The 20018-nt window shown below is 41.7% G+C and carries 16 protein-coding genes; 11 read left to right on the top strand and 5 right to left on the bottom strand.

Features of this window, described 5'->3' with window-relative positions:
- Positions 1 to 97: 97 nt before the first annotated feature.
- The gene (locus A11Q_RS09790; protein WP_015470648.1) at positions 98 to 730 is read right to left on the bottom strand and encodes a hypothetical protein; all 633 of its coding nucleotides are present in this window, start codon (positions 728 to 730) and stop codon (positions 98 to 100) included.
- 228 nt (positions 731 to 958) lie between these two features.
- On the opposite strand from A11Q_RS09790, the gene recO reads away from it, so the two are divergent.
- Both recO and A11Q_RS09780 read left to right on the top strand, forming a co-directional pair.
- The gene (gene recO / locus A11Q_RS09785) at positions 959 to 1576 is read left to right on the top strand and encodes a DNA repair protein RecO (protein ID WP_015470647.1); all 618 of its coding nucleotides are present in this window, start codon (positions 959 to 961) and stop codon (positions 1574 to 1576) included.
- Entirely contained in the window at positions 1573 to 4608 is a 3036-nt protein-coding gene (locus A11Q_RS09780; protein WP_015470646.1) for an efflux RND transporter permease subunit, read from the top strand. The genes recO and A11Q_RS09780 overlap by 4 nt, the downstream gene beginning before the upstream one ends.
- An 11-nt stretch (positions 4609 to 4619) precedes the next feature.
- On the opposite strand, the gene A11Q_RS09775 is transcribed toward A11Q_RS09780, so the two are convergent.
- Positions 4620 to 5519 (bottom strand): tyrosine-type recombinase/integrase, encoded by a 900-nt coding sequence (locus A11Q_RS09775; RefSeq protein ID WP_015470645.1) that lies wholly within the window; start codon positions 5517 to 5519, stop codon positions 4620 to 4622.
- A 178-nt stretch (positions 5520 to 5697) separates the two neighbouring features.
- Here A11Q_RS09775 and A11Q_RS09770 point away from each other — a divergent pair, with 178 nt between their 5' ends.
- Entirely contained in the window at positions 5698 to 6762 is a 1065-nt protein-coding gene (locus A11Q_RS09770; protein WP_015470644.1) for a sigma-54 interaction domain-containing protein, read from the top strand.
- A gap of 166 nt (positions 6763 to 6928) precedes the next feature.
- Here the strand turns inward: A11Q_RS09770 and A11Q_RS13895 are convergent, their stop codons facing one another.
- From A11Q_RS13895 to A11Q_RS09755, 3 genes are all read right to left on the bottom strand, one after another.
- Positions 6929 to 7528 (bottom strand): hypothetical protein, encoded by a 600-nt coding sequence (locus A11Q_RS13895; protein ID WP_015470643.1) that lies wholly within the window; start codon positions 7526 to 7528, stop codon positions 6929 to 6931.
- Positions 7529 to 7723: 195 nt separating this feature from the next.
- A complete protein-coding gene (locus A11Q_RS09760) occupies positions 7724 to 8554 on the bottom strand; it encodes a flagellin N-terminal helical domain-containing protein (protein WP_015470642.1) in 831 nt (276 codons plus the stop codon).
- 383 nt (positions 8555 to 8937) lie between these two features.
- Entirely contained in the window at positions 8938 to 9192 is a 255-nt protein-coding gene (locus A11Q_RS09755; protein ID WP_041575224.1) for a hypothetical protein, read from the bottom strand.
- A gap of 49 nt (positions 9193 to 9241) precedes the next feature.
- On the opposite strand from A11Q_RS09755, the gene clpB reads away from it, so the two are divergent.
- The 8 genes from clpB to rlmB are packed head-to-tail and all read left to right on the top strand — an operon-like array spanning position 9242 to position 20011.
- Positions 9242 to 11788 (top strand): ATP-dependent chaperone ClpB, encoded by a 2547-nt coding sequence (gene clpB, locus A11Q_RS09750; RefSeq protein WP_015470640.1) that lies wholly within the window; start codon positions 9242 to 9244, stop codon positions 11786 to 11788.
- 50 nt (positions 11789 to 11838) lie between these two features.
- The gene (locus A11Q_RS09745) at positions 11839 to 12366 is read left to right on the top strand and encodes a hypothetical protein (RefSeq protein WP_015470639.1); all 528 of its coding nucleotides are present in this window, start codon (positions 11839 to 11841) and stop codon (positions 12364 to 12366) included.
- A 53-nt stretch (positions 12367 to 12419) separates the two neighbouring features.
- Positions 12420 to 13121 carry a 3,4-dihydroxy-2-butanone-4-phosphate synthase gene (gene ribB / locus A11Q_RS09740; protein ID WP_015470638.1) on the top strand — a complete coding sequence of 234 codons (702 nt, stop codon included), beginning with the start codon at positions 12420 to 12422 and terminating at the stop codon, positions 13119 to 13121.
- Between the two features lie 26 nt (positions 13122 to 13147).
- A complete protein-coding gene (locus A11Q_RS09735) occupies positions 13148 to 15337 on the top strand; it encodes a sensor histidine kinase (protein WP_015470637.1) in 2190 nt (729 codons plus the stop codon).
- Positions 15338 to 16729 (top strand): sigma-54-dependent transcriptional regulator, encoded by a 1392-nt coding sequence (locus tag A11Q_RS09730; protein WP_015470636.1) that lies wholly within the window; start codon positions 15338 to 15340, stop codon positions 16727 to 16729.
- Positions 16726 to 18468, top strand: coding sequence for a proline--tRNA ligase (locus tag A11Q_RS09725; RefSeq protein ID WP_015470635.1), 1743 nt, complete (start codon positions 16726 to 16728; stop codon positions 18466 to 18468). The genes A11Q_RS09730 and A11Q_RS09725 overlap by 4 nt, the downstream gene beginning before the upstream one ends.
- The gene (gene pyrF, locus A11Q_RS09720) at positions 18465 to 19169 is read left to right on the top strand and encodes an orotidine-5'-phosphate decarboxylase (protein ID WP_015470634.1); all 705 of its coding nucleotides are present in this window, start codon (positions 18465 to 18467) and stop codon (positions 19167 to 19169) included. Before A11Q_RS09725 ends, pyrF begins: the two co-directional genes overlap by 4 nt.
- Positions 19169 to 20011 carry a 23S rRNA (guanosine(2251)-2'-O)-methyltransferase RlmB gene (rlmB, locus tag A11Q_RS09715; RefSeq protein ID WP_015470633.1) on the top strand — a complete coding sequence of 281 codons (843 nt, stop codon included), beginning with the start codon at positions 19169 to 19171 and terminating at the stop codon, positions 20009 to 20011. Before pyrF ends, rlmB begins: the two co-directional genes overlap by 1 nt.
- The last annotated feature ends 7 nt before the right edge of the window (positions 20012 to 20018 follow it).

Raw genomic sequence — 20018 nt, 5'->3', positions numbered from 1 at the left:
CAATTAACTTGATTTAAACCTGCCCGAAACAGACTGAAGTCTAGGTTTGGCCAAAAAGAGCCAACTGAAAAGAACTAACAAGAGAGGTAAGATGGGTCTAAATATCTAAACCGAGGAATACTTTTAAGTAGTAGCCACTTAAATTGATATCTTTTTGTGTTCCATCTACAGAGTTTGTCATTTTACCCCAGTCGTACATCATATAACCAGCCTCGGCGCCGATCTTAATCGGTACAACGATTAAAGGCTTCGCTCCTACTTCTAAACCTAAAGAGTAAGAGGAAACAGAGCCTGAGGAAAGATTGATGCGCTCGGTGCCGCCCTCTTTAAGGTTCATACTGCCGGAATGCGAGATTCCAATTGAGGCAATAGGGCCGATATGTAAGATCGTATCAATAAGGCGATAATTTATAAGTAAAGCCGTACGTTTGTATTTCAAATCGGCTTCGATATTCGCACTAGAAGTCGATAGTTTCATGTCTTCGTAACGAAGACCAATTCCCACTGGAACAAATGGCAGTGTTACGATGGCATCAGCGCCTAATCCAAAAGTAGGAACGATAGAAGGTGCATCCGATGGAGCTGTACAAGATCCTTGGCAGATATCAGTTAAACTTTGCTGTGAAACTAAACTTCCATAAGTCAGGCGAGCCTCAAACAGAGCCCAAGCACTTGCAGGAACTGACGTTAGCGCAGCAAAAAAGACAAACTTAATTAAATGATTTTTCATATAACACCTCTTGCTCTTTATCATTCTATGTTGGCTGATATAAGTCAGGCAAGGTGACCCTTAAGAGCATCAAAATAAGACAATCGTCGTGTATTGTTGGCCACACTTTATTCAGAGTAAGACATTATTAAATTTTTTTAATCTGAGGTCTAAAAAAGAGTTTCAACTGACTGCGTTCACCTTGGCTTTCGGTAATGATTGTGGTTACATTTTTCAGAGGATAAATCTGTGAGTGAAAAGCAAGGCCGCTTTATTATTTTGAAAAAAATTAAATACGGCGAGGCGGACCTCATTATACAGGCCATCAGTGTGGATGGATCTCGACATTCCTTTATTGCTAAAAGTGCCTTAAAAAGTAAAAAGAGATTTGGTGGGGGTATTTTAGAACCGCTACACTATGTGGGTTTTACTTATAAAGAAGGATCAGCAGCTCATCAGATGAAGACTCTGAATGAAGCAACTCTGATAGAAGACTTTAAAGATATTCGTGAAGACTATGATAAATTAGAACTAGGTCTTTTTGTTCTTAACTGTGTTTCCCACGTCAGCCTTGAAGGGGATCAGAGTTCAGACTTTTTATTTAATTTAACAGGTCATACATTGCGTGCGGTCTCACAAAGTAAAAACTACGATGTTCTGAAGCTTCATTTTTGTCTTAAGTTTTTGTACCAGCAAGGTGTGATCTCACTTGAAACATGGATGACTCCATTTTTGAAAACAAATATCAGCGACTCGATTCAGTTGGCTGAAGATGAAAATATCAAAATTATAACAGAAAACTATTTGGGCTCGATTGAGTCTTTGGTCGCCCAATATATTAAAACAGCGGATGCGGGGTTTGCATGAATTTAATTGAAATAGCGTTGAAACGATCTGTCTTCGGATGGGTTTTGATGTCAGGGCTTATTATCTTTGGAGCGATCAGCTTAAATAAAATGGGTATCAGCCAAATGCCGGATGTTAACTTTCCGGTTTTGAATATCACCATTAATTATCCGGGGGCTGCGCCGGAAGTTATTGAAAATGAAATACTAGATGAAACTGAACAGCGTCTGTTGATTGTTGAAGGCATTAAAGAAATGCGTTCATCAGCGACTCAGGGCACGGGACGTATTACACTTGAATTCGATATCAATCGTAATGTCGATGTGGCTTTACAAGAGGTTCAAACGGCGATCAGTCAGATCCGCTATCCATTGAATGTGGATCCACCCATTGTAAGAAAGACCAATCCTGAAGAAGATCCGATTATCATTATCTCGGTCTATGGTGATCGTAAACTCGAAGATATGATGCGCTGGACGGATAATACCTTTATGGATCAGATTCAATTCATTCCAGGGGTGGGTGAAATTGATATCGGGGGATTTCCTGACCGAAACTTACGTGTCTGGTTAGATTTAAATAAACTACGTCGTCTTGAGTTCACTGTAAATGACATCGTTGAAGCGCTTCGTTCGCAGCACTTAGAAAGCGCTGCGGGTCAGTACTCAGATGGGAAGCAAGAGGTTCGCGTTCGTTACTTAGGTGAGGCCAGAACTGTACAAGAGATCGAAAATTTTCCTATCCAGCGTCGTGGTGGGCAGCTTATTCAAGATCGCGTGTTTCATATTAAAGACGTGGCAAAAGTTGAGGATGGACTTGATGATATACGCCGTATTGCACGTGTAGATGGAAAAACAGCGATCTCATTTAGGATTTTCAAACAACGCGGTACGAATGAGGTTGAAGTCGCAGACAGTGTCATTAAAAAATTGAATGAAGTCGAGTTTCCAGAAGGTTTGCAATATCGCGTAAACGTGAACTTTACACAGTCGACTAAAAGTACTGTGGATTTAACTGTTGAAAAGCTATGGGCCGCATCGATTATTACGATTTTGGTGTGTTTCTTATTCTTAGGAAACTTTCAATCATCTTTGAATATTCTATTTTCGATTCCTACCTCTATTCTAGGAACATTTGTAATTTTATATTTCTCGGGATTTACACTTAATATCTTCACTCTTCTGGCTTTAACACTTTCAATTTCTATTGTCGTCGATGATGCGATTATGATTCTAGAAAACATTGTGCGGCACTCGAGGATGGGGAAAACCTCGTTTCAAGCGGCCTATGATGGTGCCGTTGAGGTTTTACCTGCGGCTACGGCGGCTACCTTAGCTGTATTGGCTGTGTTTTTGCCAGTTATTTTTATGGATGGAGTTATCGGGAAATTCCTTTTCCAATTCGGTATCACCATGTCAGCGGCTGTTATCCTGTCGCTATTGGAAGCGGTGACTATCACTCCAATGCGTGCGGCGACGTTCTTGGGTAAGAAACCTAAAATGAGCAAGCTGGAAATTAAATTAGATCACATGTTTGAAAAATGGGGCGAGTACTATGGCTCTATTTTGGCGGTGTGTTTGGATCACAAATGGAAAATTTTATTTGTATCATTCCTGATGTTTGGCGGTTCGATGTTCTTGTTGACGAAAATCAAACAAGAGTTCGTGCCATCACAAGATCAGAACTTAATCATTCTAACGGCGCAAGCTCGTCCAGGTACAGCGCTGGATGAAACGATTAAAATGGCTGAACCATTACAAAAAATCCTCAACGAAACTAAAGAGATTTCGGGTTACATGATCTCTATTGGACCAGGTCAGTTATTTGTACCGATTGCGTTAGTGGATCAAACACAGCGTGATCTTAAGCATACAGAGGTAATGGATCGTATTCGTGCTCGCAGTAAAGAAGCTGAAGGGCTACGTATTTCTATGCGTGATATCTCGGCTCGGAATTTAACGACAGGACGTTTAAATCCTATCGCGTTCAATATCCGTGGACCTGATTTACAAATCTTAAATGATAAAGCGCAAGAGATGATCAAGATCTTGGAAGATGAAAAGCTAGGCGTCGATGTCGACACGGATTATCGTTTGGGACAAAAAGAACTTAGCGTGACTCCACTGCGTGATCAGTTGATTCGTAAAGGTGTAAGTGCCGATGCCCTATCACAGGTTCTACAGGTCAGTATTGCCGGCTTACGTGTAGGTCAGTATATGGCTGATGGTAAACGACATGATATTCGCTTTAAGGTCATTGAAGAGCAAATCAAAGAAAAGCAGGATATCAATAAGCTGTATGTTCGCAATAATTTCGGGAACGTGATTTCACTTTCAGAGCTTGTTGAGACCGAACACAAGCAAGCGCTGCAATCGATCAATCGTATTAATCGTCAAAGAGCTATTTCGGTGTACGGAAACTTAGCTCCAGGGCAATCGCAAAGTACGGTGCTTGCGCAGGCGAATCAAATTGCGGCCAAGGTTTTACCTGAAGGTTATACATTTAATCTAGAAGGTGCGGCGGCAGGCTTTAGCTCGAGTTTCCAAAATATGTACTTAGTCTTATTAATCGGTATCGTTGTGGCTTATATGATTCTAGCGGTACAGTTCAATTCTTTCCGTGATCCGATTGCGGTCTTGATGGCCTTACCATTTTCGGTGACCGGAGCGATTATTATTCTTTGGATGTTTAATTCCTCATTAAACTTATTCAGTTTCATTGGATTAATTGTGTTGATGGGTATTGCGAAGAAGAACTCTATTATGTTGGTAGAGTTCACCACCCAAATTCGTGAACATGACAAGTTAGACTATCGCGAAGCTTTATTAAAAGCGTGTCCAGTGCGTTTACGTCCGATCCTCATGACCTCTGTGGCGACAGTTGCTGCTGCATTCCCACTGGTTGTCGGTGGTGGTATGGGGCATGAAACGCGCCAACCGATGGGTTTGGTGATTATCGGGGGAACGATCGTATCGACGATTTTCACACTGTTTGTTGTTCCGCAGTTTTATCTGGTTCTAAATCACATGAGATTCAAGAAAAGCGAAGATTAAAAAATAAACGACTAGCTGGTGAGCTTAAGCTTCACCAGCGGGTGGGTTTGATCTACTAAACGGGCTAAATGATCGATACTTAAATGCGTGTACTTCTCTGTCGCCTGTAGACTTTCATGTCCTAAGAGCTTTTGCAGTGTTCTTAAATTAGTTCCACTGGATAAGAGGTGTGTGGCAAAACTATGTCTTAAGGCATGGGGATGCAGTGGAGTCAGTAGCCCTGCGGCGACACCGAGTTCCTGTATGAGTTTATAACCAATTCGCGGGTTTAAGGGTTTATCTCCAAAAACATAGCTCGAATTTGTAGAACTGAGTTTCTTGAACTCTGAAAGCTGCGCGATAGCGGATTCAGGTAAAACGGCAAAACGTTCTTTATTACCTTTTCCCCGAATCAAAATTCGTCTTTCCGTTGTGTGTATATCTTTCCACTTTACATTGCAGGCTTCACTGATACGAAGGCCTCCTCCATATAGAAGTAAAAACAATGTCTTTTGTTTCTGTCTGTAATAAAGGGCATTTGTGTCTTGAGGTGTGGGACCATTTAAGTAACCCATCACACTGAGGACCTCATCTACAGATAGAAAGTGGGGGAGCTTGCGTGAAACCTTAGGGCAGACCAGTTGGTGGGAGTGGTTGGATTCGGTGAGGCTTTGATTGAACATCCATGCAAAGAAGCTTTTTAAAGTGGCAATTTTGCGATTTCGACTGCTGAGGCACAGGTGCCCCCAAATCCCGAGGTTTTCTTTGGCTAGGGGATAAATTTGAGCATACTCATAAACATTATTTAGTTTTTTATCAAAGATCTGCTTAAGATCTAACCTGTAGGCCTTCAGGGTTAAAGGTGAGCAAGATTCAATATTTTCTTGATATTTCAAATAGTTATCTATTGTTTCCTGTAGCTTTTGGCCCATCCTCTATATTATGCCTGCGGCTGTGAGCCCTTAAAAGGCCAGAAAAAAATATATCATAATGAAATTTTTTTCTTGCAATTAATACAGGACTTTAGTTATAGTGCCCTTATGACGCGTTGTATCAAAATGAGATTGATGCAAAAAGTCGCAAAATAGGAACATCTGAAAGGTGGATTAAATGTCAGAATCAAACGCAACTTCACTACCGCACTTACCAAGTTCACTTCTACAGTCTCAAACACAATCTAGTTGGGTGGCTCAACAAAAAGTTACTGAAACTAAACAGATTATCTATAAGTCCGATGTGATGATGCAGTTAATGAAAATGATCGAGCGTGTGGCTCCATCTCAAGCCAGTGTATTGGTTATGGGTGAGTCTGGAACGGGTAAAGAGTTAATCGCTCGCGCTATCCACGACAAATCTAACCGCCGCAACAAACCTTTCGTAGCGATCAACTGCGGCGCTTTAAGAGAAACACTATTAGAGTCTGAGTTATTCGGTCACGAAAAAGGTTCTTTCACTGGTGCATACAACAGAAAAATCGGTTTAGCTGAAGCAGCTAACGGCGGAACTTTATTCTTAGATGAAATCGGAGAGTTGCCATTAGCGATCCAAGCGAAGCTTTTAAGATTTATCCAAGAAGGTGAGATCTATCGTGTTGGTGGTAAAGATCCAATCAAAGTAGATATTCGCCTTGTTTGTGCAACAAACCGCGAGTTAGATCAAGAAGTGATGCGTGGAAATTTCCGTGAAGACTTATTCTATCGTATTAATACAATCGTAGTGAGCGCTCCACCATTAAGAAGACGTAAAGAAGATATTCCAGTATTAGTGAACTACTTCTTAAGCTCTGGTAACTCATTTATGAATCGTGGCAAAAGCATCGATGAAGAAGCGATGAAAATCATGGTGAAGTATGAATGGCCAGGAAATATCCGTGAATTACAAAATGCTTGCGAGCGTTTACAGATTCTTTCTGAAGGTCACATGATTATGGTGAACGATTTGCCAGAAGGCATTCGCAATCCAGAGGTTATGGAAGACAGCATGGAATTTGATCCATCAGTACCTTTATATGATTTAGAGAAAAAGTACATCCTAAAAGCTCTTGCTCATTACGGTGGAAATAAAACACAGGCAGCTCAAGGTTTGGGTATCACGATTAAAACGTTGTACAACAAATTACATGAGTATGGTGAGTTTGAAAAATACGCGGTTCATTCAAAACCGATGAAAGATTAATTTATATTCGATTTAAACCATCAATCAGGACACGTTGACGGAAGGTGGACAAGCTATTTTGAATAAGGAAACGTCGACGGATCAAGGTAGCAAATTTTAGAATAAATAAAAAAGGAGTCGTAAGACTCCTTTTTTATTTTGTTTTATCTAAAAACAGAATTCTGAATTAGAAGTAACCTTCGTCATCATCTTCATCGTCTTCTTCATCTGAACGAGTCAACGACATATCATCTTCCATGTCATCTTCCATATCGTCAGAAGAGTCTTCATCTTCTAGGCTTTCGAAGCCCGCTTCTTTTTCTTCATCGTCGTCTTCGTCATCGTCATCTAGATCGTCTTCATCAAGAGGCTCAGCGTCGGCTAGGGCATCTTCACTTTCGATATCGACTAGTGTATCTAGTTCTGCTTCGTCATCAAACTCAGAGGAAATGTCCTCAATCATAGAAGTTTGAGTCATTGTTGCTGTATTAACTTCATCAGCTTCTTTGCGATTTACTTTTTTAGCTTTTGCTGGAGCTTTTTTCGGTTTAGCAGCCTTTTTCGGAGCGGCTTTTTTTACCGGCTTTTTCGTAGCTTTTTTTACTATTTTCTTTGCAACCGCTTTTTTGGGAGCAGCTTTTTTAGCTTTTGTAGCAGTTTTCTTTTTCGGTTTAGAGGCTTTTTTAGGAGCTGCCTTTTTTACCGGTTTTTTCGCAGTTTTTTTAGCTGCGGCTTTTGGTTTTTTAACAGTCTTTTTCTTTGCTGGAGCTTTCTTTTTTTTAGCCATTTTTACCTCTTTAGTTGATAACCTGAACAGAGTAGCGAGCTTTAAAATTGTCGGCAAGTCTAGTCCAAGACTTTACAGATAATTTCAAAAAAGATGAGGACTGTTTTGTTCGATTTCTATTGGCATTATGCGAAAAAAAGCCCCGAACTGAGTTCGGGGCCTATCTTTAACTGAATCTTGACTTGTTATTAGCTATTAGCCGATCAATTTCAGAGCTAACTGAGTTGATTGGTTGGCCTGAGCTAGAGTTGCTGTACCAGCTTGTAACAACACATTGTTGCGGGCCATTTCAGATGAAGCGGCAGCGATATCTGTGTCGCGGATACGTGAGTTAGCAGCAGCTAAGTTCTCTTCAGTTACAGCTAGTGTATCTACTGTAGACGTCAGACGATTTTGCAATGCTCCAAGATTAGCTCTCATTCCGCTTACGTTGTTTTGAGCTGTATCTAGGGCAGTTAAACCATTACGAGCCCCATCTTTAGATGCGAAATCTAAATCTGTTAGACCCAAAGACGCTAAAGTCGCGATATTGTGGCTAGCATCAAACGAAATGACGTCGTTTTCTGTTGATCCTAAACCTACTTGGAAATCAAATACTGGTGATGAACCATCTAAAAGTTTATTGTCATTCCAGTTAGCTGTTTGAGAGATACGTTGGATTTCATTTTTCAACTGTTGAACTTCCAGATTAATGAATCCTCTTTCTCTGTCACCAATAGTATCAGAAGCGGCTTGGATACCTAGTTCACGTAAACGAGTCGTGATGTTAGATAACTCTTGTAATGAACCTTCAGCGGTTTGAACTAAAGAGATACCATCGTTAGCATTACGTCTTGCTTGTACTGCTGATCTAATTTGTGATTTCATGTTTTCAGAGATAGCCAATCCTGCTGCGTCATCAGATGAACGATTGATACGTGATCCACTCGCAAGTTGAGCCATTGAATTTTGTATAGCGCGATTGCTGTTAACTAGTTGTCTTTGTGAATTTAAAGCTGCTACGTTAGTTGTAATTCTCATTCCCATTGTAAAACTCCATTTTATTAAATTATGTAATTAATTGTTTCATTTCATATCCTCCTTGAGTTATCCACGGCATCCTAGCCGATCCTGTTTTTTTAAACCTTAAAAATTCTTCCGTAATAATTTTTAATCTTCCTTAAAATCTTCCTTGAGGTCTCCTTTCAATGAGTTTGGGCACCTTGGCCCATGAGACTTCCTGCCTCGAGTTATTCTTATGCTGACTATTCGGGATTTCCTTGAATAGCTTGACAGGACACAAGGATAGAAAATGGGTGTTTTCAGAGGGAAAATGCAGTTCTAGATCATGCTTCAGTCGTGGTTTTCAAGACGCAGGTCACGTCTTAATTCGTCCGTCGAGTCGGGGTTATCAGAAGAGCTAGTAAGATTTAATCAATCTCTTGCAGACGGCAAAGAGCGACTTTTCCCGAGAGTTCGTAAGATCTTTTTTGATTTCTGCGAAGGTGTTGCTCAGTGGGCATTCCCAGAGTGCAACTTTCATTTTCAGACTTAAAATGCGAACAGTCCTCACAGGCATAAGGAAGCTTGTAGCGGTTGTAGTCCGCTGGATGAATAGCATCTTTTCGTATAGATGAACCTATTCGTTTTGAAGCTTTTGTTCTTTTTTCTGCCCGAGATTGCATTGACAAATCATACACATAACTCATCTTTAGTTGTAGGAGAAACTACCGCATGAGTCAGGATATGCAGAAAATGACCCGTAAAAGCCAAGAGGCGATGCAGGCCGCGGCACAGGCAGCTGAAACAGCTCGCAATAGTGTTGTGGAGCCAGAGCATTTACTGGTGGAGATCGTCGAACAAGACGGTGGGTTAGTGCCTCGCTTATTAGAAGAAATTGAAATCAAACCGAAGGCTGTACTGCCTTTGTTAGAGCGTTATGTAGCGAAGCTGCCTAAGTTAGGGCAGGCTCCGCAACAAGTCTATGCCAGTAATAGACTTCAAAAAATATTTCAAGCGGCCGAGCAAGAAGCCCGTGAAAATCAAGATGAGTTGATTTCCACAGAGCATTTTTTCTTAGCGATGCTGAAGTCGAGTGACTCGGATCTTAAGTCAATTTTTCGTGAAGCTAAGATTGATTTAAAAGGTATCCAAGAAGCTCTTAAAAAAATTAAAGGAAATAAAAAAGTGACAGACGATACACCAGAAAATCAATACGAAGTTCTTAAAAAGTATGCGCGAGATCTAACTGAACTAGCTCAGACAGGAAAGCTGGACCCCGTTGTGGGACGCGATGAAGAGATTCGTCGTGTGGTTCAGGTGTTGTCTCGTCGTACAAAAAATAATCCAGTTCTTATCGGGGAACCGGGTGTTGGTAAGACAGCCATCGCTGAGGGCCTTGCTTTACGTATTATAAAAAAAGACGTGCCAGAAAATCTTTTAGGAAAAAAATTGATGTCGCTAGATATGGGTTCTTTGATCGCAGGCGCAAAATATCGCGGTGAGTTCGAAGATCGTTTGAAAGCGGTTATTAAAGAAGTGGTTGAAAGTTCAGGACAAATTATTTTGTTCATTGATGAATTGCACACACTGGTTGGTGCCGGCAAAGGCGAAGGCGCCATGGATGCTGGGCAGTTACTTAAGCCAGCTTTGGCGCGCGGCGAACTGCGCTGTATCGGTGCGACGACCTTAGATGAGTACCGTCAGCATATCGAAAAAGATGCGGCCTTAGAACGTCGATTCCAAACAGTGTTGGTGGAAGAGCCAAGTGTGGACGAAACGATTACCATTCTACGCGGTCTTAAGGAAAAATATGAAGTGCATCATGGTGTACAGATCACGGACCCCGCGCTGGTGGCCGCTGCGAAGTTATCGCATCGCTATATCACAAACAGATTCTTGCCGGATAAAGCGATCGACTTAATTGACGAAGCAGCAAGTAAGTTAGCGATTGAAAATCGCAGTGTACCAGAAGCTGTAGACGAGATCGAACGTAAGATTCTAAGTTTGAAAATTGAATTGGAAGCTTTGAAAAAAGAAACAGACGCTCAGTCAAATGATCGTCGTTCTAAAATTGAGGCTGAATTGTCTGAACTGACAAAAGAGTTGCAGGTTCAAAAAGAACAGTGGCAGCTCGAACGCTCACAAATCGACAATGTTAAAAAAACAAAGGCAGATATCGAGTCAGTCCGTTCGGCGATTGAAAAAGCAGAGCGCGAGGCGCAATTTGAAAAAGCAGCACAATTAAAATACGGAGAGCTTCCAGAGCTAGAAAAGAAATTGAAATCTCTAGAAGAAAAAATCAAAGGCAATCAATCAGCTATTCTGAAAGAAAAAGTAGATGCCGAAGATATTGCGGAAGTGATTTCTAAATGGACTAAGATTCCGATTTCAAAAATGTTAGAAAGCGAATCGCAAAAGCTTCTGCGCATGGAAGAGGAACTTAAAAAACGTGTCATTGGGCAGGATCGTGCGTTGGAAGTGATTTCTGATGCTATTCGACGCTCACGTGCTGAAATCTCGGACCCTAATCGTCCGATGGGTAGCTTTATATTTGTAGGCCCAACGGGCGTAGGTAAAACAGAAACTGTAAAAGCTTTGGCGGACTTTCTGTTTGATGACCCTCAATCCATTGTGCGTATTGATATGAGTGAGTACATGGAAAAACACTCTGTATCACGTTTGATCGGAGCGCCTCCGGGCTATGTGGGCTTTGAAGATGGTGGACAGTTGACGGAAGCGGTCCGACGTAAGCCATACTCAGTTGTTCTTTTTGATGAAATTGAAAAAGCACACTCAGATGTGTTCAATGTACTGTTGCAGCTTTTAGATGAAGGACGTCTGACGGATAGCCAAGGGCGTACTGTGGATTTTAAAAACTGTATCATCGTGATGACATCTAATTTAGGAGCTGGCCAAGGCCACGATGCGATCCAAGCGGCGCTTAGACAGTTTTTCAGACCTGAGTTTTTAAATCGTGTGGATGACATCATCGAGTTCAACTCGTTAGAAAAAGATAATATGATTCACATCGTGAAAATTCAGTTGGAAGATGTGGTGAAACGTCTGAAAGAAAAACAGATCGAGTTAAGTTTTTCTGATGAGGTTTTAAATTGGTTGGCAGCAAAAGGATTTGATCCACAGTTTGGTGCAAGACCTTTGAAGCGTTTGATTCAATCTGAGATTTTAAATCCACTGGCGAAAAAATTAATCGCTCAAGAATTTAAGGCCCAGTCTAAAATTCTAGTGGACTATAAAAATAATGAGCTAGTTTTCAAATAACTAGACTCTAGTGGGAGTGCAATTCCGCTGACATCGGCTAGAATGGTTTTATGAAAAAAGCCATTCTAGCTTTCTTGTTTATGTCTGCTATCACCACTCAGTTGGTGTATGCTCAAACTTCAAGTACTAAAGTTCCTTTCTTCGATCTGGATATTTCAGGTTCGTCAGGTAATTACAACGGACGCACCTACAGCGAGGTTCATTTAGGTGTGAATATGAATTTCACAGAGTGGTTAACATGGAGAAATGCGGCGTTTAAACGCTTTGGCTCGGGTGGTACGGAAGACGATATCACAGGGTTAGATTCCAGTTTACGCTTGGTGCTCAGTAAACCTTTCTCGGGCGGAGCTTTCCGCTTTTTCCTAGGCCCCGGTTATCGCTGGGCTGATCCTTCAGAAAAAAATGCGGGATTTGCCGAGGGGGGATTGGGACTGTCATTTGGTCGTTTTTCAGTCAGTGCCGGTGCTAAATACCTCAAATATGACAAGATCCAATACAACTCTGCTGGAGCCGAAACGAAGAGGGATGACCTCAGTTATTTCTTAACTCTATCTGGGGGCGCGGGCTTGAGTTTTTAATCTAGCCCAGTCCTCGAGTTACCCTTATAAAGTCGCTTCATCTGCCATAAATAATGCTTCGCAACATTCACCTGTTTGCTGACTGGGACAGATTGGTTCAGTCGGTCGCTTGTGATAAACATGTTGGGATGCAGATCAGTCCAATTGAAGAGATTCTTGTAGATTTTAAAGCCGGTCGTTTCGTCATCCTTGTCGATGATAAAAATCGTGAAAACGAAGGCGACCTGATGTTAGCAGCACAGTTCGCTGAATCTACCCATATCAATTTTTTAATGAAAGAAGCTCGCGGTCTGATTTGTTTAGCTATGAGTTCAGAACAAGTGAAGCGGCTGCAATTGCCGATGTTGAAATCAGAGCTTCATGCCTCTAACTGCAATCACGCTGCGTTTACTTTTTCTATTGAAGCGAGCCAAGGCATTAAAACGGGCATTTCGGCTCGTGAAAGAGCTCACACCATTCAAACAGCTATTAACCCTCAAGCTCAGGTCAGTGATATTGTCTGCCCAGGGCATGTGTTCCCTTTAAGAGCTGTTGATGGTGGTGTGCTTGAGCGCGCAGGGCATACAGAAGCCAGTGTCGACTTAGCACGTCTGTCGGGTTTGAACCCAGCGGCTGTATTATGTGAAGTTTTAGATGATGAGGGATCTGCCGCTCGTACTGATTATCTCAATGCCTTTTCTGAAAAGTACGGCATTCGCATTGGCACGGTTCAGGATTTAATTTCATATCGTAAAGCTACCGAGTCGAAGTTATAAATCGAAATTGTAAAGGGATTGTTCGAATGAAGGATATCAACACAGAAAGAAAGCTCGAGCTGAAGAAGCGTAAGCGGGAAATTCTGTCGATTTTTTCCTTGTCGATTCTTTTAGCTGTATTGATTGGGATTGAAGTCTATATCTTCCGCTCGGGACAAAATCTACCTTCTTCGTATGTGCTCTTCTTTATTGGTTTAGTAAACGTCAATTTGATATTAGTCCTTCTGTTATTGTTTTTGATCTTCCGTAACATAGTTAAAGTTTTTATCGAACGACGAGGGAAGATATTCGGATCGAGTCTGAAGTCCAAACTCATGATATCTTTCGTATCGTTTTCTGTGATCCCAACACTCATGGTTTTCACAATTTCGGTGTTTTATCTAAATAGTAGTTTTGAAAAATGGTTTTCGCAAAGAATGCTATCGGTTCTAAGAAATGCTTCCGAAGTTATCGATACATTCATTATGAATGAGAAGAAGCGTGGGTATGAATACTCGCGTCTTTCAGCAGAGCAGTTGGTTCGAACAGCCGGACGTCCTCGTCAATTTCAGTTAGATCAATTGCGCAAGCAGTACAAGTTAGATGCGATTGAGTACTACAGTGGTATTGTGGACCCACGCCTGATTTCACAAGACGCGGAATTGAACTCGAATTTGATTCCACCGCTGAATTTAGAATTCTTAGAAAAGGGAATCGCGAATCGCGACGAGGCCAGCACAATCCAAATTTTCGGAGACTACAATTTACTGCGTGTCATGGTGCCTGTAGAAAAAGGCAGCCTGCATGGGGTTGTCGTGGTCACTAAGTTTTTGAACTTAGCCCCAGGCTCTCGGTTTGATGATATCGTTGGAGCTTACCAAGAGTTTCATAATAACTCGCTTGTGGAATATCCACTGCGTTCGATTTATTTTATTATGTTGATTGTGATGACACTGGTCATTCTATTCGCCGCAGTTTGGTTTGGGTTCTATCTCGCCCGCCAGTTGTCTATTCCTCTGGTTCAATTAGGTCGGGCTACAAAAAGAGTTGCCGCCGGAGACTACTCACAGCTCGAGATCGAATCTGGCAGTGAGGAAATCAATAGCTTGATTGGCAGTTTTAACCAAATGATCAGTAATCTTTCGACATCGGAATTAGAACTGCAACAGACACTTCGAAACCTAAATCAGTACACACGTTATGTAGAGATTGTTCTGAAAAACGTCAGCGCCGGAGTGATCTCAGTCGATATGACGGGTAATGTGACGACAGTGAATCGCCGTGCCGTAGAGCTATTGCAAATTGATTCAGCCAGCAGCGTTGGTAAACATGTGAAGACTTTGTTGAGCGAAGAAAATTACCGCTTATTTTCTAGCATCATCCGTTCAATGCAAGAAAATGCATTACTGTCTTTGCAAAAAGAAATCCGCATGACTGTGGGGGACGAGGCGATTCCGCTACTCGTGCACATCTCGATCTTAAAAAATGAAGAGGGTCATGAAATCGGGCGCATTATGGTATTTGATGATATGACACCAATAGTGAATGCCCAAAGAGCCGCGGCATGGACAGAGGTCGCCCGTCGTATTGCCCATGAAATTAAAAATCCACTGACACCTATTCGCTTGTCTGCAGAGCGATTGGCGAAAAAGTTTGGTCACCAAATTCAAGATCCAGCCTTTCAGGATTCAATTCGTATGATCGTTTCACAGGTGGATGATATGCGAATTTTAGTGAACGAGTTCAGTCAGTTTGCGCGTCTACCTCAAATCAAAACAATGCAAGGGCAGTTGAATAGTGTGTTACAGAAGTCAGCCCAGATTTATGTGGACGCTCATGCCAGTGTTAACTTTGAAATAGATTTGGATGCCTCACTTCCTGAGTTTAAATTTGATCCAGACCAACTGAAACGTGTTTTTGTGAACTTAATTGATAATGCTGTGGCGGCGGTACAAGGGGAACCTCAACCTTGGATTGGGATTAAAACAGAATATAATCGGGCTCAGCAGATTCTGAAGATTTCTATAGCAGATAATGGTGTGGGGATTGCGCCACGGGACAGAGCCCGAGTTTTCGAGCCTTACTTTTCGACTAAAGAAAAGGGGACCGGCTTAGGACTTCCCATTGTTAAAAGTATCGTAGAGGACCATGGTGGGGTCATTCGAGTTTTAGAGAATGAAAATAAAGGGACGAAGATGTATATTGAAATACCGGTTGTGCCGGTTGAGGGAGTTTAGATGGAACTTCATGCGCAAAAGAATAAATTAAAAATTCTAATTATTGATGACGAATCACCTATTCGTGAAGTTTTGTCTGAAAGCTTACGTGATGATGGTTATGAAGTTATGGCGGCAGCCGATGGACCTTCTGGTTTAGAAGTTCTAAAAAGCTTTCAGCCGGATATCTGTTTCTTAGATATTTGGATGCCGAAAATGGATGGACTTGAGGTTCTGACTCAGGCTGTTCCTCTGCACCCGAATACCTCGTTTGTGATGATATCAGGGCACGGCACTATCGAAACAGCCGTGAAATCGACAAAGATCGGTGCTTGGGACTTTATCGAAAAGCCACTTTCATTAGATAAGATCTCTATTGCGATTGATCACATTGTGCGCCTCAAAGGCGAACGCGAAGAAAAAAATGCACTTCTAAATAAGCTTAGAAAAACTATTGCTCTTGTGGGTGAATCAGCAGGAATGCAAAAGACGCGCGAAAGTGTAACTGTATTTGCGAAAAACAATGTGCCTGTGTTGATCGAAGGCGAAGTGGGCTCTGGACGCGAATTAGCGGCTCAGAATATTCACTTTATGAGCCCTCGCGCCAGTGGTCCATTCGCAGAAATTAACTGTTGCACCTTACCCCAAGACTTAATCGAGATTGAACTTTTCGGTATCGAAAAAGGGACTCTTCCTGGAATTGATAAAACCCGTCGTGGAAAAATCGAATTGATGAATGGTGGGACACTTTTGATTGAAGAAGTGGACGAGATGCCTCTAGTGTTACAAGAAAAATTAGTGGCCTTTATTCGCCAAGGTAAGTTTAAGCGTTTTGGCAGTTCAGATGAGCTGACAAGTGATGTGCGTCTTGTATTGACCACGACGGCGTCAGCAGCAAAGCTCAAAGCTGACGGAAAATTGACCGCTGATTTGGCGCAGATTTTAGGGCAGTCAAGCATGACAGTTCCTCCTCTGCGTGAGCGTCCGGAAGATATTTACTCGTTAGTTGTACACTTCAGCGATATTGCAGCTAAGCAAATGGCTTCCCTTAGAAAGACTATTTCTGAGCAAGGCATGAAGTTGATGTTAAAGCACTCATGGCCGGGAAATGTGCGTGAGTTGAAAAATTTTATTGAGCGCGTTTACATTCTGACACCATCAGATTTTGTTGATGTGCACGATTTACGTTTTGCGGGATTGGTTGATAAAAAATCGACAGCGGTTTCATCTTCTGCTGAAAATAGCGAGTTTTCTACTTTTCGTGAAGCTCGTGCGGAATTTGAAAAAGAGTTTCTAATTAAAAAAATTCAAGAAAATGGTGGGAACATTTCAAAAACGGCTGAGGCTATTGGCCTTGAAAGAAGTTACCTGCATAGAAAAATTAAAGCTTATGGAATTGAGGTTAGTTTATGAAGTGGACAAAAACCCATCTTTACACATTGAAAGAAGCTCCTTCGGATGCAGAGATTCCATCTCATAAATTGTTAGTGAGATCTGGTTTTATGAAGAAGTTAGCTCCGGGTTTGTATACGTATGGAGCCATGGCTTTAAGAGCTATTCGCAAATTTGAAAATATCATCCGTGAAGAACTCGATAAAGATGGTGCTATTGAAATTCTGATGCCAGTGGTGCACCCAAAAGAACTTTGGATGGAAACTAATCGTTGGAATGAAATGGGTGCGGGACTTTTAAAATTTAAAAATCGCAATAATCACGAGTTCTGTTTGGGAGCAACCCATGAAGAGGCCGTTGTCGATTATGTTCGCCACGATTTAAAATCTTATCGTGATTTACCTAAGAATATCTACCAGATCCAAACGAAGTATCGTGATGAAATTAGACCGCGTTTTGGTTTGATGCGTGGTCGCGAATTTTCGATGAAAGATGCCTACAGCTTTGATTTAGATCAAGAGGGAGCTCTTAAAACTTACGATTCTATGTACAAAGCTTACCAACGTATTTTTGATCGCTTAGGCTTACAGTATCGTATTGTTCAAGCGGACGCAGGAAATATCGGGGGAAGTCAAACTCACGAGTTTCAATTGCTAGCAGACGCAGGGGAAGATGCATTACTTGTCAGTGATAAAACGCAATTTGCAGCCAACATAGAAGTTTGCCCTGCAATTGATGTCGAAGTTTATCAGCCAGCCAGTCAGGCTGAGTTGCCAATCGAAAAATTCGCAACTCCTCATCAAAAAACAATCGCAGATCTGGAAAAGTTCACAGGTATACGCGCTTTTGAATTAGTGAAGACACTGTACTTTTCAGCCAATGAAGACGTGTCAGCTAAAGATTCGTCGTTAAAAGCATTTGCGGTGCTTTTACGTGGAAGCGATGAAGTGAACCCAATCAAAGTAAAAAATCTATTGGGTATGACAAATCCTCCGCAGATGTTAACAGATGAAGAGGTTCGTCAAGTGACTGGAGCAAATCCTGGTTCATGCGGACCTGTAGGGTTAAAAATACCGATCTATGCGGATAATGGTATCCAAAATTTCAAAAACTACATTGTGGGAGCCAACGAAGATGGTTTCCATTTGAAAAATGTGAATCATGGACGTGACTATCAAGTGACTCAGTTTGCTGATTTACGTATGGCGAAAGAAGGCGATAAGTGTCCTGAGTCCGATGGTCGACTTAAATCTTATCGCGGTATTGAAGTTGGTCACGTGTTCTATCTGGGACAAAAATATGCACGTAAAATGAATGGTGTATTTCTAGATAAAAATGGAAAATCCCAATTCTATGAAATGGGCTGTTATGGTATTGGCGTGACTCGTACAGTTCAAGCCAGTATTGAGCAGAGCCATGATCAAGATGGGATTATTTGGCCAATGGCTATTGCTCCTTACCATGTTCATATCTGTCATTTAGATCCTAAGGATGCAGCGGTGAATGGCTTTGTGGAGGCGGTTGCAAAAGAGCTAGAGTCTAAAGGTGTAGAAGTCTTTATCGATGATCGTGATGAGCGTCCAGGTGTAAAATTCAAGGATGCGGACTTATTGGGTTTCCCAGTTAGAATCGTTGTTGGTAAAAAAGGCCTAGAGGGAAATCAAATTGAAGTGGTTTTAAGACGCACGAAAGAAGTTTCTAAACTAGCTCAAGACCAAGTTGTGCAAAAGGCATTAGACTTGTTGGAGCAAGCGAAGTGAGATTTTTAAAGAACCCCTTAATTCTAGCTTTAGATGTTGATTCTAAAGGTGATGCGTTCAAGATCATCGATCATGTCGGTGATCTTTTAGGCGGTATTAAGTTGGGGCCGCGTTTGGTTTATCGCTATGGGGCCGAGCTGATTTCTGAAATGTCTGAAGTGGCGCCGGTATTTGTCGATAATAAATATTTTGATATTTCTTCAACCATGATTTCAGCTGTCCGCGCCAGTTTTGAAGCGGGTGCGACTTTAGTTACAGTTCATGCTTTGGCGGGAAGTCCGGCATTAAAAGAGTTGTATAAATTAGAGCTGGAATTAAATCGCATACGTCCATTTAAAATTTTGGCCGTGACGATTTTGACCAGTTGGGATCGTCAAATGATGCCAGCGAATTTTCATTCATGGTCTGTGGAAAACCATGTGCGAAGCTTGACTCAAGAGGTTTACAACTCTGGCTTGCGTGGATTGGTGTGCTCGGGACATGAATTAGAGTATTTGAATTATCCAGATCTTTTTAAGGTTACTCCAGGTATACGTCTTTCGACAGAACAAGCCCTGAATGCTTCTGAAGATCAAAAACGAGTGATGACTCCGAAACAGGCGATTAAGGCAGGGGCTTCTGCTTTAGTTATCGGTCGTCCCATTCTACAAGCCCACAAACCACGCGAGACTATTTTCGATATTTTAGAGAGTTGCACGTAATGAGAAGAAATAATAATACACGATCACAAGGTAAACCATCATCAGGGCGTTCACACAATTCTGGGGGACGAGCGGGTACTCCCGATAGAAAACCAGAAAAATTAGCTTATCCTAAGTCATGGCGTCAGGTAGCAGGAACGCATGCGATCATGGAGTTACTGAGTGTGCGTCCGAAGACCATTCAAACGGTTTTGTTGCAAAATAATTGGCATTCTTCATCCGAGCTGCGCGACTTAGCTGAAAAGCTCGAGGCGAAAAAAATTAAAATTGAAATGAAGTCAGAGCAACAACTTCAGGATATTTGCCGCTCACATCAAGGTGCTGTGGCTTTTTCTGATGAGTATCTTGATTTTGATTATGAAAATTCAGCTTGGGAAAATAACGGATTAATTCTGGCTTTAGATGGAGTGGAAGATACACAAAATCTAGGAGCTATTTTGCGTACAAGCTGGTTGATGGGAGTCAATGGTGTGATTATCCCTGAAGATCGCGCGGTGGGATTAACGGCTACAGTACACAAAGTGGCCTGTGGGGGAGTCGAGCATGTTCCCGTCCATCGTACGAACCAATTTGCAGCACCATTTGAAACTTTGAAGCAATCTGGATTTTGGGTTTTTGGACTTTCCCATAAAGCCAAGAAGACGATTTATGATTTGCAGATTCCTGAAAAAGTCATTTGGGTTTTAGGTGCAGAAGATAAGGGAATGCGAGCTCCCACAGAAAAAGCATGTGACGAGTTAGTCAGTATTCCGCAAATGTCACCACATGCCAGCTACAATGTTTCTGTTTCCGCGGCGCTAGCTTTAGCTGAAACGAAACGTCAGTGGTCTGCTAAAAGATAAATTTTGA

The organism is Pseudobdellovibrio exovorus JSS, from assembly GCF_000348725.1.
In the GTDB taxonomy this organism is placed as follows: domain Bacteria; phylum Bdellovibrionota; class Bdellovibrionia; order Bdellovibrionales; family Bdellovibrionaceae; genus Pseudobdellovibrio; species Pseudobdellovibrio exovorus.
The sequence above is the reverse complement of the archived record's forward strand: the minus strand, read 5'-3'. Positions and strand labels throughout refer to the sequence as shown.